This is a genomic window from Solitalea koreensis (genome assembly GCF_900182575.1).
In the GTDB taxonomy this organism is placed as follows: Bacteria; Bacteroidota; Bacteroidia; order Sphingobacteriales; family Sphingobacteriaceae; genus Solitalea; species Solitalea koreensis.
In genome coordinates this window covers 19,423-35,030 of record NZ_FXSZ01000007.1, presented here as the reverse complement: position 1 = coordinate 35,030, position 15,608 = coordinate 19,423, and the positions used below count along the sequence as shown (strand labels likewise).

Sequence of the window (15,608 nt, the reverse complement as noted above, 5' to 3'; positions counted from 1 at the left end):
TTTTTATGGATTAAATTATTTATTCTTTAGCGTTTTACAAGGCATTGATGAATGATTCGCATGTTTAATGCTGTTTTATTTCCTTCAAACAATGGCCATCAGAGGTCTTTGCAGTTTTTTTGTAAATTTATTGGTAAACGAAACCAAAAGTACCTCGATTTTTTTACCTTTGCAACCGATGAGTACTTTCGAGAAAATTCCTGCTATTCTTCTCCTTGAAGATGGCACAGTTTACCACGGAACAGCCGCTGGTAAGATCGGAACCACCACCGGCGAAATTTGTTTTAATACCGGAATGACCGGTTATCAAGAAATTTTTACAGACCCTTCTTATTACCGTCAAATTATGGTTACCACCAATGCCCACATCGGCAACTATGGTGTTAACAGTGAAGAGGTAGAATCAGAGTCGGTAAAAATTGCAGGTTTAGTTTGTAAGAATTTTACCGCTAACTATTCCCGCATGATGGCTGATGAATCAATTCAAGAGTATTATTTGAATGAAAGTGTTGTTGCCATTTCAAATGTCGACACACGCGCCTTGGTACGCCACATCCGTGATAAAGGTGCTATGAATGGCATCATTTCATCAGAAGTTTTGGATATTGATCAACTTAGAAAGATGTTAGCCGAGGTCCCGTCTATGGCAGGTCTAGAGCTTTCATCAGAAGTATCAACAAAAAAACATTACTTCTACGGAAATCCTGAGGCAAAATACAAAGTGGCAGTTCTTGATCTTGGCGTAAAGAAAAACATTCTTCGCAATTTCGATAACCGTGATGTATATGCTAAAGTATTTCCGGCGAAAACCACTTTCAAAGAAATGCAAGAATGGAATCCAGATGGTTATTTCATTTCGAATGGTCCTGGAGATCCTTCTGCTATGCCTTACGCCATTGAAACTGTAAAAGAAATTCTTGCTGCAGATAAACCATTATTCGGCATCTGTTTAGGTCATCAGATTTTGGCTGAAGCGAACGGCATTTCAACGTACAAAATGCATAATGGTCACCGTGGCTTAAACCACCCGGTAAAAAATATTATAAAAAATCACTGCGAAGTAACTTCACAAAACCATGGTTTTGGTGTAAATCCTGATGAAGTTAGAAAATCAGATAAAGTAGAAATTACGCACCTAAATCTGAACGATCAAACGATTGAAGGTATACGTGTGAAAGGCAAAAAAGCATTCTCGGTACAATACCACCCTGAATCGTCGCCAGGCCCACATGATTCACGCTATTTGTTTGATGACTTTGTTGCGATGCTTGCTTAAAACAAGATAAAAGAATAAAAATTCACGATATAAAAAAGGCAGGATTGGTACCAATCCTGCCTTTTTTATATCGTGTTCCCTGTAAAAGGAGTTAAGACATACTTATCGCCCTATCTAAGTGCACATATCCGCCATCTACATAAACGCGATTAAAGCAGCCATCCATTCAAAGTTCCCATTCAGCAAGCCAGAATCAAAACCGGTTGCCGTCAAACCAAAGCATTAGGAATAATAAAAAATATCGGCTCTCCATCCAATTACAATAGACAATCCTATTAAAACAATAGCAAATTCAACATTAGCCACCCATTACATTGATGGATAATTTCATTAAAATGATAGCATATTCAACTACAACATTGCTTTAGTTAATACTTTCAACTCTATTTGTATGTAAACATTATCAGACAGGATAAACGCTAAAATTCAGGATAGTATTACTAGCGTTAACCACGCTTAATCTTTTAAAGTTGGTTTATTTGATCTTGAACGAATTTAACGCTACGATTCAACTCTTTTAACCACAATACCCTACTGCTTACCCGTATTTTTTGACTTTAAACAATTTGTAGTAATGAAATAAGGGTCAAAAACAGGTACTGTAGTGCTATTGTAGTAATGGATCCTACTGGTTTTCAAGGGAAAAACCAGTATTTAGTGGTAACCTAATTGAATTCGGAATTAACCAGAAATGGATTTAAAATGAATTTGGGGAAGGATTACTAGACAACATACAATTGATGGAAAAACCTAACGAAGAAACATTAAAAAATTTAAGCTTTGATGAAAGCGCTCCTAATGCTAAAATCAAAAGACAAATAGATGGCTTTGTTGGAGCACAGCAAATTGACATTCCTGAATCGGCCTTGGCCCGACATCTAAATCTGTTTTATATTACCCATATTGGTTATTACCCAAATGCGCAATTCCATTACAGGAGGAGAGAAAATGGATGCAACGATTATATTTTAATTTATTGCCTGAACGGAAAAGGACATTACACTTGCGAACAAGGATCCTTTACCGTTAAACCCAACCAGTTTATATTATTAACCCCTCATCAATTTCACTGTTACCAATCTGACATTGACGACCCATGGACAATTTACTGGGTGCATTTTACCGGCAAGAATATCGAAGACCTGAAAGCTGACTTAAACCTTGACAGATTTTCTATCCCCACTGACTTGCCTTATAATGAAAAAACAATAGAATTATGGCAAGAAATGTACAGTAGCATCCTGGATGGCTTCAGTACGGATAATATGAATTATGCGAATCTCAGCTTGTACAGATTTATTTCATTTTTCTTATTTCCAACTAAAGCCAAATACACAATAAAGGAATCTAAAAAAGTTGATCCATTAGAGCAATCCATTACTTTCATGAAAACAAACATTCATAGGCGACTTTCCGCAGAAGAAATCGCGAAAGAATTCAACTTTTCAGCTTCTCATTATTCTGCATTATTTAAGAAAAAAACCGGCCTCTCACCAATCGACTTTTTTATCAGAATAAAAATCCGTTATGCCTGTCAGCTGCTTACTCAAAGCAATTTAATTGTTAAAGAAGTGGCTGAAAAAATCGGGTATGACGACCCTTATAACTTCTCAAGGATATTTAAGAAAATCACCGGCAGTTCACCATTGGAGTACAAGAAGACAATTCATAAGAAATTTAAAGATGAAGCCCTAATCAACAATTAAGGCTCCATACATCAAAAAAGAGGCTGTCTCAAAAGTCGAGACAGCCTCTTTTTTGTTATTAAAATTTTCAAAATACAGGCATTTAGGTTAAATAAAATAACAAAAATTCATTTATTTAATATTTAATTATAAATATCATAACAAAAAATATGGAAATTTTGCTTTTGAGACAGCCTCTTTGCAATACACTTTATAACAACTGTTAATTTCACGCTTCCTATTTTAACGGGAAACAGACATTAAAGGAATTATTATTGAATGCAGGATGCTCCAAATCGCCTTGTGTCGGCTCATTTATTGATGCGGCAGCAAATAAGGCAATCGGTTTTCCCTTGTTATCAGTAACTACAAAAGGGCGCTCCAGATGAGCCAACTCCACTTTGTTCCCGTTTTTCATTTTTAGTTCCTTCAATGAGATGAGCGGATGCGCTGCCGGTTTCCAATTCAATCCATCATCAGAAGTAAGCAAAGCAAGCGCTCCAAATTGAGGAACTAATTTTTTACTGTGTGAATAATATTTTGCAGCTACATAGAATTGTTTTCTTGTTTTATCATACCACATACAAGGATCTTCACATGCCATTTCTGCCGAGGTAAACACTTCTCCCAACAAGGTATAAGGGCCATCCGGCTTATTACTAACGGCCATGTAAAATGTCATATTGCCAACATTCGGTTTCCTTGATTTGTACATCATATAAAACCTCTTGTCAGGCCCTTGCGTTACCGTTGGGTTAGTAGTCACTTCAAAAGTATTTACATTATCGGGCTTCATTAAAGGCTGTTCAGGCTTTTCATAATTGCCATTCAACAAATCTTTAATACTCTTGGCTTTGACCACTCCTATTGCCTGAGTACAGTTATACTTGAGCCAGTGCTTCCAATCAGCAGTCATTCTTGAATCATCTTTTACCTTAAAAGAAGGATCATATGAATTACTGATGTAATACAAGTAATAGTATGCTCCAAATTTTCGAATTTGCGGGTTGTGCATGGTGAAGCGATCCCAATGAGCTGGATTACCATCACCCTTTAATACCGTTGAAGTATGATGGTACGGACCGGTCAGATGATCTGAAACGGCATGCGCTATTTCGGAGTATTTACACCAACCTTTAAAACCGTTGAATATATAATTCATCGAGTCATCATCTAAGGTTCTTTTTCCGTGGCTCCAACGAGAATAGAACATATGGTATTTACCATCTTCTCCCTTAATTACACTGCTGCACCAGGTGTAATGCTCATTTGAATAAAAGATATTCGAGGAGTCTACCTCTTTTATTAATTTCTGAAAGTCCAGGTTATCTTGAGCATGACAATTCGTTGAAAAACAACTCGAAACAAAAACAAAGAGAAAACACGACAGATATAATTTGAATTTCATACGGCTAAAATACTTCAAATTTTTTCATAATAACAAAAGATTCACCTTCAAAAAGGCCAGGAATTAGGCTAATTTGAAAAACAGTTAATATCTCGCCTAAAACCTTGAAAAAACCGCCTTATTATATGTAATTATTAAAAATGATTAACTTTTTTGATAAAAAATACAATAAATACGCTAATCTGTAGCAAAATATTAAAATCACAATAGTGATTATTCTTTGTCCTTTCAGTGAAAATTCCCTACCTTCGGAACGCTTTTTGACCTTCGCAGGCTTTTACTCTAGTAAGGATAGTTTTAATAACTGACGAATTACAAATAAGCACCCCCATTACAAATTCCTTTACGAAACATTAAAAAAACCTAACTAAATAAGTATGAGCTTAATCTTAGACGTTAAAGCAAGACAAATCCTCGACTCGAGAGGAAATCCTACTGTTGAGGTGGATGTAATTACTGAAAATGGTATTATAGGCAGAGCAGCAGTACCTTCGGGTGCTTCTACAGGCACACATGAGGCAGTTGAATTACGTGATGACGACAAAAAAGTATACATGGGCAAAGGCGTTTTAAAAGCGGTTGCAAATGTTAATGATAAATTAGCTGAAGCTTTACGCGGAGTGGATGTGTTTGAACAAAACGTCATCGACAAAATTATGATTGAAGTGGATGGCACTGAAAACAAAGCAAACATTGGAGCAAATGCTATATTGGGTGTTTCTTTGGCAGTAGCAAAAGCAGCAGCACAAGAATCACGTCAACCATTATATCGTTACATTGGTGGCGTAAATGCTAACACTTTACCTATCCCAATGATGAACATCGTTAACGGCGGTGCTCATGCTGATAATAAAATTGACTTTCAGGAATTCATGGTAATGCCTGTGGGAGCTTCTTCATTCTCAGAAGCATTACGCATGGGTACTGAAGTTTTCCATCATTTGAAAGCAGTTTTAAAGAAAAAAGGCTATTCAACTAACGTAGGTGACGAAGGCGGTTTTGCACCAAACATTGGTTCAAATGAAGAAGCTATTGAAACCGTATTAATGGCCATTGAGGCTGCTGGTTACAAAGCTGGATCAGATATTTACATTGCGATGGATGCTGCGGCTTCTGAAATGTATGATGCTAACACCAATACTTACAAGTTCTACAAATCAAACCCTGACAAAGTATTCACTAGCGATGAAATGGTTGAATACTGGAAATCATGGGTTGAAAAATATCCAATTATTTCAATTGAAGATGGTTTGGCAGAAGATGATTGGAATGGATGGAAAAAACTTACAGAAGCAATTGGTGATAAATGCCAATTAGTGGGTGATGATTTATTCGTTACCAATGTAACGCGTTTATCAACCGGTATTGAAAAAGGAATTGCAAACTCAATTTTGGTAAAAGTGAATCAAATTGGTTCATTAACCGAGACTATCAATGCAGTTACTATGGCTCAAAATGCAGGCTATACGTCTGTAATGAGTCATCGTTCTGGCGAAACTGAAGATTACACCATTGCCGACCTTGCCGTAGCATTAAATTGCGGTCAAATTAAAACCGGTTCAGCTTCACGTTCTGACCGGATTGCAAAATACAATCAGTTGATTCGTATTGAAGAAGAACTTGGCGATACCGCACGTTTCTTGGGTAAAAATTTCAAATACGCTAAGAAATAGTTAATAAATTAATAGTCATTAGTTTATAGAACAGCCTGAACATCTTCAGGCTGTTCTAATTTCCCAAAAACACGCTTTCTACTTCTTACTTCCTGGCGTTAAAAGCCATTTGTTTATCCCGATCTTCTGGTTAAATTTGGCTGTGGTTGATTAGAATTCACACAAGAATTTAATCGACTGATAATTAGCATGAAGAACATGAAAAAACTTGTATCCATTTTCAGAAACAAATACTACCTCACGCTTATCGTATTTTTTATCTGGATGCTTTTCTTGGATCGCAACGATTTATTATCACAATATCAATACCGTCAAAAGCTAGCTCAGCTTAAAACCGATCAGAATTATTATAAAGAAGAAATCATTAAGGTTAAAAAAGACCTCAATGAACTTTCTACTGATCCTCAACAACTTGAAAAATTTGCCCGCGAAAAATACCTCATGAAAAAAGACGGCGAAGACATTTTCATCATTATACCCGAAGAACAAGAGCAAAAAAAGTAATTCCCAAATCTTCTAAAGGGAACTTTTAAGCCCAGTTTACGTTATCTTTATATAGAAAACTACTCTGTCATGAAAACATTACTGGTTCCAACTGATTTCTCAGAAGCTGCCTCGAAAGCTATTAAGTATGCAACAGATTTTGCCCTCCTGAACAACTACAAAATAAAACTGCTGCACATCAATCAAACGGTTTCTGACCCAAACATGCCGCCTGAACTTGTGGTTGACATCTTGGACCAACAAGAACAAAGTTCAAAAGAGCATATTGCCAAGCTTAAAGAAGACTTGGAAAACCAAGGAATACAAGTAGACGCAACCGTACTCCGTGGATTTTCAATAGCAGGAGAAATTGAAACGGTTATAAAAGAAAACAAAGTGGATATGGTAGTAATGGGTACCCGAGGCACCAGTGACATCATTGAGAAATTACTTGGCAGCAATGCTTCTTGGGTAATGGACAGTGTCCATTGTCCTGTATTGGTTGTTCCGCAAAAAACAGAAGTAAAACCAATAAAAAAGATTGTCTTTGCAACCCAGTTCAGATCCCCGGAAGCCGAATTTCTGAATCAAACCATTGAGTATGCAAAAAAATTAGATGCAGAGGTTACAGTGCTTAAGATCAATACCCATGATGAAGACGAAGGACTTTTGAATGAGCTGAACATTGTTTCGCAATCGCAACATTCGCGCATTGTAGTCAGGAATGCTCCAAGTGTTTCAGCAGGGTTAATTGGATATCTTGAAAACAATGAAGTTGACTTACTCACTGTAATTGCTCACAAACGCAATTTGCTTGAAAAAGTATTCACCCCTAGTTTAACTAAAAAACTGGCGGAACACATCCATGTACCATTATTGGCTTATCATATTTAAGGTTTCGATTCCGTTTAGGCTGAAATATTAAAGTAAAATAATTTCAAATATGCTTTAGAACTAGCAAATTTGCCTTATACTTATTCTTTCAACTTTATCTTTTTCTAACATAAATGGCGAAAATTTATCACCTTACCACTTGCAGCACCTGTCAAAAAATTATTAAACAAGCGGAAGCAGCAGGAATAACCTTTGAAAAGCAGGACATTAAAACACAAGCGATTACTCCCGAACAGATCGATGAAATGAAACGTTTGGCAGGAAGCTATGAAGAGCTTTTTAGCCGCAGATCGCAGAAATTCAGACCAATGGGCCTACATGAGCGGTCGCTTACCGAGAAAGACTATCGTGATTTCATTTTACAAGAATATACTTTTTTAAAGCGCCCGGTCGTGGTCGCCGGAGATAAAATATTTGTTGGAAATAATCCCAGAGTGGTTGAAGAAATGATACAGGAGTTGAAGTAATGTTATACTGAATACTTGATGCATTATGTCGCACCAGTCTCTCCAAAAGGAAGACTGGATCGAGTGGGGTGACCCCTTGGTAGTGCGAAACATTAATAAACATCTGAAATAGAATAAGCTTTTCCATGAAACTGAAAAGAGTCGCCCTTTTTCAGTTTCATTAAGCAAAGCCCAATAGGTGAAGCCGAAGAAACCGCAAAATAGTTAGTTCCATTAATGGTTAAGGCCCCGGCGCTTATGGCAATGTAAAACGCGCCATTATTGGTTATGGCTAAACTTCCGGGCTGAATAACTGTAGAATTATGGTCAGGCTTTATGGCCATTAGCACTTGTTTCAGCTTTAAGGCTTCGGTTAATTGGGTGCTGTTTCTGTCAATCTCTTGCTGCATCATTTCACGGGTGGTTTCGAATTTGTCACCCGCGCTGCTTTTGGTGTCATCGGTTGAAGCTTCGCGTGCCGATTGAATCGCCTTTTCAATAGTGGCTATTCGTTGTTCAATATAGTGTTTGCAGGCAATATAAAGTTGTTGTTTGATATCCATAGAACCTGCAAATAAACGGATTTCTGCTTCAAAGTTTCGGTGACCACTTCCGTTTTATTTAATTTATACCATGAAGTTACGCTTACTGAATTGTGCAAGACTTACACTTTGCAAGTGCAACTCTCTACCTCAAAAACAACAAGGCTACCTTTTTACAGGCAGCCTTGCTGTAGTTTTATGCTTTATCCCGGGTCAGAGACCCTATTTTAATTTGCAGTCTTAAGTCGCGCTATCGCTAAGACTTAAGACAACTGAGTGCAGTTTTGGATCTTTCGGGGTCCTATAGTTTAAACATAATAGGAAAGGTATAGTGAACCCTTACAGGTTGGCCATCTCGTTTCCCTGGATTCCATTTTGGCATTAATCTGATAACACGAAGGGCTTCTTCATCAAGATCGGAATCAATTCCTTGTGATACTTTTATATCTGATACAGAACCGTCTTCTGTTATTACAAAATCACTTATGACTTTTCCTTGAATTCTATTTCGTCTTGCAAATGCAGGGTATCGCAAAGTTTTACCGATAAACTTAACAAGTTGCTTCATTCCGCCCGGAAACTCAGGAAATTCTTCAACATGGTAAAAAATATCTGAATTATTTATCAGGCTGTCTGTAGAAGATGATCCTGCTACGATTGTTTTTTCTGGGTTGCGGGATGCTCTTATAATATGTACTTCCCCAATAGGTTTAAACGAAATGGGAAAGTTGTAATAAAGAGAAACGGGTTTCCCGTTTTTCAGAGCCGGTTGCCATTTAGGCATAAGGTTAACTATCCGGAGGGCTTCTTCATCACATCCACTTCCAATTCCTTTTAATACTTCCACGTTTTTGATAGAGCCATCAGCAGCTATAAGACATTTGATCATTACGTAGCCCGAGACATTTTTAAGACGAACCTCAGTTGGTGTTTTAAGATTTTGATTAATAAAATCGAACAGCTTTGAGTCTCCACGGGAAACTGAGGTAATTCATCGGCGGCGTTTATAACCTCAAGAGAGTCATTTGTAATGCAAACCGTGGTAGTTATCGGTTTTGTTAAATCAGCCGCAGGTTTGCTGTAGTTAAAAGCGCTTAATGAAATGGTAATTAGCGGTAAAGCAAGGATTAAAAATGATTGGTGTTTCAGCATACTGTTTTTGAAATCTTTTATTTAAGAATCAAGCAAGATAAAGACTTTTAAAGGTTCGATTCAAAAAATCTATAAAAAAGAAAAGACAGCCCCCCACAAAAAACTCAACGCCTCTGGCAAGTCTTCAGACTTGCAAATACTATTCAATCAGGTCAATTTTCAGCAATACATCTACCGAGCCTGCATAGCTTTTAGCACTACTGTATAAATATTCTTCCGCCACTAGTACTATTCCTGCTTTAACAGGGTTATCATGGATATAAGCTAATTTCTGCTCCATCATTTTATTATTGTACAGAGCAATTGGATGGTAACTCTGCTGCCAAAACTGATAATGGGTATTATTAATATTTTTCTTTCCGGCTCGTGTAAACATCCATAACATCCATTCTTTTCTGCTTTCTTCCGGATTATTTTGGATAGATTCTATAATTTTCGATGATGTGTACTTTTTAAAGTCTCTAATGATATTGGGCAACTCCTTTCCTTGCTGTGTGGAGAAAATAAAATGAACGTGATTGCTCATGATGCACCAAGCATGTGTTCGAAGTCCTTTCTGTTGCTGACAATAACGAAGACTTTCCAATAAAATATCCTTATATAAAGTTCTTGTAAAAACATCGATCCAGTTAACCACCGAAAAAGTAACGAAGTACAAAACCTCATGATCCCTTATCTTGTATTTTTCGCTCATAGGTAATGATTTAAAAATGCCAAGCTAATATAATGCAAGTCTGAAGACTTGCTGCATTTTTTCACACCAGTCTCCCAAAAGGAAGACTGGCGCGAGCGGTATTTCATCCAATCAATTTGTGAATGATTCTGACCCAAGCTCTTTTAAGTCTTCTTTATTAGTATCATCGTCAAAAGAATAATTATTGCTTCCACTCGTAAATCATAGGCAGATATAAACGGTACTTGATGGAAAGAACCCGGACTAATACAACAACTATCGCAGCTATAACTTCAGCATATCGTTGATCAATATTAAAACTCAATAGGGCAAAGAATAAGGTACCTCCTACTATACATGCCGTGGCATATATCTCCTTTTTAAAAACTTGCGGAATTTCATTCAGCATTATATCGCGCAAAACCCCACCAAAAGCAGCCGTCATGGTACCCAAGGCAACGCAAATGACAGGATGCAACCCGAAGGTCAGTCCCTGGTGAATTCCGGTTATGGTAAAAGCGCCCAATCCAAACGAATCAAAATAAAACAAGATTCTTTTAAAACGATGCACATATGGTCTTGCAAAAAGAATGATGAGGTACGAAATAAAGATGGTGCTGATGGTGGTAAAATCGCGCATCCAGGCCACGGGCGTAAAGCCAATCATCATGTCACGCAATGTCCCTCCGCCTACAGCCGTCACAAAGGCCATAATCAGCACGCCAAAAATATCCAACCGTTTATTCATAGCGGCCAATGCACCTGAAACCGCAAATGCAATAGTACCGAGCAGATCAAAAATATTTAAAATTGACATTGTGAATGAAAAAAACCAGCTTGTTATTCTATACTTCTATTACATCATTATTCTATACTAGTCCCGTTAAATTAAGTCTTCCGAAGGTTGACTTAATTTCTCCAATGAAACCGAGGTCACCGATCGTCAAAATAACATTATTTTAAGAATTCAAGCACAGTTTTCAAACAGGGGGCAAAAAGGAAGGTTTTGTGCTTTATCATCGGGTCGCAGACCTACCCCGCTCTTTTAAGTCTTCCGACAGGATGACTTAAAAGTTCAAATGATACAGAATACTCCGTCTGCCCGAAAATCCAGAACCTAAGCTATTCAAGTAACGCTACTTCGAGCAATCCCATCTGCTGCTATATCTTTAATGCTCGGGCTCATCTACAATTCCCGCCGCTTCAATCCAAAAAGTTAAGAAGTAAACCCCTTCTTCATTGGAAAATTTATAACCTTCATTACTCATTTTTGGTAGATGCTTGCACTTCGAAGATAAGAAAAGCAACTAAGTTCATTACCATCGGCCAGACGGAGTCTTCTGTTTAATTTTATACTCCTAAGTCATCCTAAAAAGGAAGACTTTCGAGAGCGGGAGGTTTCAAACAGGGGGCAAAAAAGAAGGTTTTGTGCTTTATCAACGGGTCACAGACCCTCGTATTCATTAGAACTTTGAAGTCATCCTAGCGGAAGACTTCAAAGAGCGGGTAAAAGCACTACAGATATGAGTTTTGGAAGCCGTTTAATTACTATTCGCAAGGAGCATAAGATTTCGCAAAGCGAACTGGCTCAAAAGGCAGGGATACACTCGAATGTACTGGGAAGGTACGAACGGGAAGAGGCTACACCTTCGGTAGAAATGGCTGCTAAGATTGCTGACGTTTTAGGTGTTTCTCTTGATTATTTGGTAGGTAAAACCGACGTGGAACTCGATCAATCTATTTTGGATAAAGTCGTTACCATTCAGAAGCTACCCGAGGAGGATAAAAACCATATCATGTATTCGCTTGACGGACTGATACAGCACGCCAAAACTAGGTTGGCTTATAAATAGAAACAGCCACCCATTACAGGTGACTATTTCTATAGCTTACATAAATTTTTATTGCCAATTCACTACTGGTTGCTGGTTGCTAATTATATCTATTATACCAGTACCTGTAGTTATAACATAATGCTTCAAATCTTTCCTTTCTGTAATACCGTAACTTTCTGTAACGATCCAGTCTATATAATCTGATGATTCAGAAATAAATAAAGGCCATCGAGTACTTAAAATTTCATTCTTATTCAGACTTTCTAATCTCGACGTTTCATCAGTATTTCTATACGCTATATACGATGCAAACTCAATAATTAAAATTCTATCACTATCCTCTATCTCTAACTGTATTTTAAGTCTTTGAGAGTCATCATGCAAACTTAGCAAGTATAGGTCAGATGATATATGATTAATAGGCTCCCATTTTATAAATTTCTCATTCATCATATCTAATTTTTACTTTATTACCAGGTCTTTGCACTTCTACGGTTGGTCTACCATCTGTGCTCCTATCTCTTACGTTAATCGGTGTCCCATCAGGCAATTTACCTGTCCTACCCCCAGGAATAGGCTTAACATCTGTTGGCCCTAAGGAATCGAAATCCTTATCGGCTTGAACCTTACCACCTGGACTCTTATAAAAATCGTTATCCTTTTGGTTCTTTATCTTTATTTTTTCCAATCCATCAACTAATTCATCCACAGTTAATTTTGTTAAATGATCTCTAATTAGTTTACCTAGATGAACTTTTAATTTATCCTCCAATTCTTTCTCCCCAGTTTGACCCCAGTTCGCTGGAATAAACACTAAAACTGGTGCTAAAACCCAAGGACTGACTGCTGAAATAGCTCCAACTGCAGGAATATTTAATGGTCGTGGACTAAATGTTGGAGGCGGTAAATACATAGGTGTTACACTCGCCTTTGAAGTCACTACAACCTCTTGAAGATGTAGTGTGTCTCGGCCATCTGGATCTGTAAATTTAATAGGATTGTTTAAGACATAAGCGTAAGGTGACGCATCTTCAAATTTTTCAGCAAATTCATCAACCACATTCCATCTGGCAATAACAGGATCATAGAATCGTGCTCCGTAATCCTACCTACTCAACCCTAATACGTTCCATTGCGTTTCCTTACCAACCATTCAGCGGTAAGCAAAGCCAGAATTACAAAGAACAGCCACTTGTTGCTGATTAACTCGGCTAGCTGTTTATCCTCATACGAAATGGTTTTTATTTCCTCTTTCTTATGGATAAGCTCGGCCAGTTTTTTCATTTCGGCCGGATACACCATTTCACCTCCTGATGTTTTAGCCAGTTGATACAATAACTGATGATCGGCGGTGGTTTGCAACTCTTCAATATTGAGAGCGTTCACAATAAACGCTCCGGTTGCTACACTTTCCTTATCGCCTAGTTTGGTTTTTGCCTTAAACGTGTAATCGCCTATTGGCAAAACGCCGGCATTGAGGTAATAAGCTTTATCGGAACGGCTGAACGAGAAGTTAAAGTTTTTACCCTCTTTATTTTTCAGCTCCAGCAACACTTCCGGATCATTCACCGGTTCATAGCTGTCGTTATACAATTCGGCGTTGAAGGTTACCGCTTCATTTTCATCAAAAATTTTCTTCGGTTGAGTAACCCTGAATTTGCGTTTATCTTCTTTAGCCGAAAGGTATTGAATGGTTTTATTAACAAGTTCGTTAAAAGCATCGTGATTACTATTCGCCTGGAAGTCAGACAAACGCCAGCGCCATAAGCCTTCGCCAAACAAATAAGCCGCTTTCTGGCCCGCATTATCAGTAAAGGTCAACATCGGCTGGCCAGTTTTCACCGAGCCAATTTGCTGCGTAAGTAAAGTGCCGGCTGAGCCCTTTAAAACGATGCTTGCAAACGGCGAACTCAACGGAGGATAGTTCTCGAACTGCTTTTGCGCAGGATCCGTTAAAACGAAAAGGAAAAAATCATGCTGAAGTACGGCCTGCGCTTCATTATAACTGTTTCTGAAATCAACTATTGAAGCCCCTTGCTGCATTTTATTAAACAAATCAACATAGGTTTGATTTCCGATAATGTACCAAATCGGGAGGCCTAACTGAGTAGCCTTGCTCAAAACCGGAGCAATAGTACCGGTAGCTGAAGGTAATTGATGAAGAATGATCAATCCGTAATTGTTTAACGACCCGGCATTGAAGGTCTCCGGATAATCGATCGTTACTTCATAGTTTTTATTGTTCTCGATAGATTGCTTAATCGTTCCCAGGTCAGGATGCGGTGAATTAGCGAGCAAAAGTATTTTCTGTTTCCCATCCAGCACATCCACAAAAATGGTTTGGGTATTATTTTTTGTGGTGATTTCTCCTTGCAAAGGTTGCAAGCTGATGGTAAAACGTTGGGTTCCGGTATGCTTTGCTTCCAGATCAACAGGAATGGAAGTTCTGAAATCATTTGACGAAATGGCAATTTCTTTAGTGTATACAACCGCCGATCCACTGCTTACGGTAAGTTGAGTTTTAGCGTTAGCATATCCGCTTGCCGAGGCATTTACATTGATTCTAAAATTATTTCCCAGATAGGCAATTTTATTATAGTCGACAGAGGCAACCAATATATCGCGGCGCTGAGTGGTATCGCCCAACGCAATTGTAAAAACAGAAGCATTTAAATTGGACCGGTTATAAACCGGATTGGGCCCACGATTATACAAACCGTCACTGGCAATAATCACTGCGCCAACGTTTCTGTTGGCAAACCTGCTACCCAGTTCATCAAATAAGTTACCAAAGTCACTTCGTTTCTCGGCAAAATCTACTGTTAAGCCTTCTGTCACTTTATCGCCATACGTGAAGGCTTTTACTTCAAAATCTTTGCTTAACTGATCTTTGAGTTCCTTAAGTTGCGTTAAATAAGCAGTTTTGTAGAACGCTGAATCTTTATTTAAAGTAAGCGATGAAGAGTTATCCTGAGCAATAATGATGAGCGGTTTCTCCACCATTTTTGAAATGGTTTTAATCAACGGAGCCAGCAATAAAAATGCAAGAAAGGCTACGGCAAAGGCTCTGCATGTAAAAAGAGCTTGGCGGGTGGTTTTGGTAAATGAGGTGGATGAACTGTACATTAACCAGGCATAACCCAAGCCTAGTAAAATGCAAGGAATTATCCACCAGGGAGATGAAGTAAATAGGATCATACTTTCGTGATTACACCGATATTATTTTAATTGCACCGATTATACAACAGGCTTGAAAGTATCAAAAAATAATGACACATTAAGTTAAAAGATATCATCAGTACTAATTTTCACGCAGAGGCCTAGAGGCAGGAGAGTTAAAGCTAATGATTTCCACGCAGAGGCGCTGAGGTCGCAGAGCATGGAGTGAAAAGCTAATAATTCCACGCAGAGACTGTTGAAGGCTAATGATTTTCGGCTGAGGCACTGAAAATGCATGTAAAGTAAAATGCCTCCAATTTCTTGAAGGCATTTTACTTTTAGTAATAAAATATGCTTAAACCAAATCGCATATTTCCTTACT

Annotated in this window: 14 protein-coding genes and 1 pseudogene; 7 read left to right on the top strand and 8 right to left on the bottom strand. The window is 38.0% G+C overall.

The features are described 5' to 3' along the window. The first annotated feature begins 178 nt into the window (after nt 1-178). Together carA and FN756_RS11305 are read left to right on the top strand one after the other, a co-directional pair. Entirely contained in the window at nt 179-1,276 is a 1,098-nt protein-coding gene (carA, locus tag FN756_RS11310) for a glutamine-hydrolyzing carbamoyl-phosphate synthase small subunit (protein WP_142604225.1), read from the top strand. Between the two features lie 740 nt (nt 1,277-2,016). Next, the gene (locus FN756_RS11305) at nt 2,017-2,982 is read left to right on the top strand and encodes an AraC family transcriptional regulator (RefSeq protein WP_142604224.1); all 966 of its coding nucleotides are present in this window, start codon (nt 2,017-2,019) and stop codon (nt 2,980-2,982) included. Between the two features lie 217 nt (nt 2,983-3,199). On the opposite strand, the gene FN756_RS11300 is transcribed toward FN756_RS11305, so the two are convergent. Next, on the bottom strand, nt 3,200-4,369 hold the full coding sequence (locus tag FN756_RS11300; protein ID WP_142604223.1) for a glycoside hydrolase family protein: 1,170 nt from the start codon (nt 4,367-4,369) through the stop codon (nt 3,200-3,202). 377 nt (nt 4,370-4,746) lie between these two features. Between FN756_RS11300 and eno the strand changes: the two genes are divergently transcribed. The 4 genes from eno to FN756_RS11280 all read left to right on the top strand — a co-directional run bounded on the left by eno (nt 4,747) and on the right by FN756_RS11280 (nt 7,886). Beyond that, nucleotides 4,747-6,042, top strand: coding sequence for a phosphopyruvate hydratase (gene eno / locus FN756_RS11295; protein WP_142604222.1), 1,296 nt, complete (start codon nt 4,747-4,749; stop codon nt 6,040-6,042). 198 nt (nt 6,043-6,240) lie between these two features. Beyond that, complete coding sequence (locus tag FN756_RS11290) at nt 6,241-6,546, top strand: FtsB family cell division protein (RefSeq protein WP_142604221.1); 306 nt, start codon at nt 6,241-6,243, stop codon at nt 6,544-6,546. A 69-nt stretch (nt 6,547-6,615) separates the two neighbouring features. Next, entirely contained in the window at nt 6,616-7,419 is an 804-nt protein-coding gene (locus FN756_RS11285) for a universal stress protein (RefSeq protein ID WP_142604220.1), read from the top strand. 113 nt (nt 7,420-7,532) lie between these two features. Beyond that, nucleotides 7,533-7,886: an arsenate reductase family protein gene (locus FN756_RS11280; protein WP_142604219.1), complete on the top strand. Its 354-nt coding sequence runs from the start codon at nt 7,533-7,535 to the stop codon at nt 7,884-7,886. 92 nt (nt 7,887-7,978) lie between these two features. On the opposite strand, the gene FN756_RS11275 is transcribed toward FN756_RS11280, so the two are convergent. The 4 genes from FN756_RS11275 to FN756_RS11260 form a co-directional block, all read right to left on the bottom strand. Then, on the bottom strand, nt 7,979-8,428 hold the full coding sequence (locus tag FN756_RS11275; protein ID WP_142604218.1) for a 3-oxoacyl-ACP synthase: 450 nt from the start codon (nt 8,426-8,428) through the stop codon (nt 7,979-7,981). Between the two features lie 280 nt (nt 8,429-8,708). Further along, the gene (locus FN756_RS11270) at nt 8,709-9,356 is read right to left on the bottom strand and encodes an energy transducer TonB (RefSeq protein WP_262709403.1); all 648 of its coding nucleotides are present in this window, start codon (nt 9,354-9,356) and stop codon (nt 8,709-8,711) included. A gap of 342 nt (nt 9,357-9,698) precedes the next feature. Continuing rightward, complete coding sequence (locus tag FN756_RS11265; RefSeq protein WP_142604216.1) at nt 9,699-10,253, bottom strand: REP-associated tyrosine transposase; 555 nt, start codon at nt 10,251-10,253, stop codon at nt 9,699-9,701. 181 nt (nt 10,254-10,434) lie between these two features. After that, nucleotides 10,435-11,049 carry a trimeric intracellular cation channel family protein gene (locus FN756_RS11260; protein WP_185955258.1) on the bottom strand — a complete coding sequence of 205 codons (615 nt, stop codon included), beginning with the start codon at nt 11,047-11,049 and terminating at the stop codon, nt 10,435-10,437. A 706-nt stretch (nt 11,050-11,755) separates the two neighbouring features. Here FN756_RS11260 and FN756_RS11255 point away from each other — a divergent pair. Then, nucleotides 11,756-12,085 (top strand): helix-turn-helix domain-containing protein, encoded by a 330-nt coding sequence (locus FN756_RS11255; RefSeq protein WP_142604215.1) that lies wholly within the window; start codon nt 11,756-11,758, stop codon nt 12,083-12,085. A gap of 48 nt (nt 12,086-12,133) precedes the next feature. Here FN756_RS11255 and FN756_RS11250 read toward each other — a convergent pair whose 3' ends face one another. From FN756_RS11250 to FN756_RS11240, 3 genes and pseudogenes are all read right to left on the bottom strand, one after another. Then, nucleotides 12,134-12,520, bottom strand: coding sequence for a hypothetical protein (locus tag FN756_RS11250; protein WP_142604214.1), 387 nt, complete (start codon nt 12,518-12,520; stop codon nt 12,134-12,136). Continuing rightward, a pseudogene (locus tag FN756_RS11245) lies at nt 12,510-13,157 on the bottom strand (RHS repeat-associated core domain-containing protein); the annotation flags it as partial. The gene FN756_RS11250 and the pseudogene FN756_RS11245, both read right to left, overlap by 11 nt. Before the next feature lie 29 nt (nt 13,158-13,186). Continuing rightward, nucleotides 13,187-15,265: a hypothetical protein gene (locus FN756_RS11240; RefSeq protein WP_142604213.1), complete on the bottom strand. Its 2,079-nt coding sequence runs from the start codon at nt 15,263-15,265 to the stop codon at nt 13,187-13,189. Nucleotides 15,266-15,608 lie beyond the last annotated feature (343 nt).

Coding starts and splice junctions, on each gene's coding strand:
- carA (WP_142604225.1), top strand. CDS start 179: ATGAGTACTTTCGAGAAAATTCCTGCTATTCTTCTCCTTGAAGATGGC.
- FN756_RS11305 (WP_142604224.1), top strand. CDS start 2,017: ATGGAAAAACCTAACGAAGAAACATTAAAAAATTTAAGCTTTGATGAA.
- FN756_RS11300 (WP_142604223.1), bottom strand. CDS start 4,369: ATGAAATTCAAATTATATCTGTCGTGTTTTCTCTTTGTTTTTGTTTCG.
- eno (WP_142604222.1), top strand. CDS start 4,747: ATGAGCTTAATCTTAGACGTTAAAGCAAGACAAATCCTCGACTCGAGA.
- FN756_RS11290 (WP_142604221.1), top strand. CDS start 6,241: ATGAAAAAACTTGTATCCATTTTCAGAAACAAATACTACCTCACGCTT.
- FN756_RS11285 (WP_142604220.1), top strand. CDS start 6,616: ATGAAAACATTACTGGTTCCAACTGATTTCTCAGAAGCTGCCTCGAAA.
- FN756_RS11280 (WP_142604219.1), top strand. CDS start 7,533: ATGGCGAAAATTTATCACCTTACCACTTGCAGCACCTGTCAAAAAATT.
- FN756_RS11275 (WP_142604218.1), bottom strand. CDS start 8,428: ATGGATATCAAACAACAACTTTATATTGCCTGCAAACACTATATTGAA.
- FN756_RS11265 (WP_142604216.1), bottom strand. CDS start 10,253: ATGAGCGAAAAATACAAGATAAGGGATCATGAGGTTTTGTACTTCGTT.
- FN756_RS11260 (WP_185955258.1), bottom strand. CDS start 11,049: ATGTCAATTTTAAATATTTTTGATCTGCTCGGTACTATTGCATTTGCG.
- FN756_RS11255 (WP_142604215.1), top strand. CDS start 11,756: ATGAGTTTTGGAAGCCGTTTAATTACTATTCGCAAGGAGCATAAGATT.
- FN756_RS11250 (WP_142604214.1), bottom strand. CDS start 12,520: ATGATGAATGAGAAATTTATAAAATGGGAGCCTATTAATCATATATCA.
- FN756_RS11240 (WP_142604213.1), bottom strand. CDS start 15,265: ATGATCCTATTTACTTCATCTCCCTGGTGGATAATTCCTTGCATTTTA.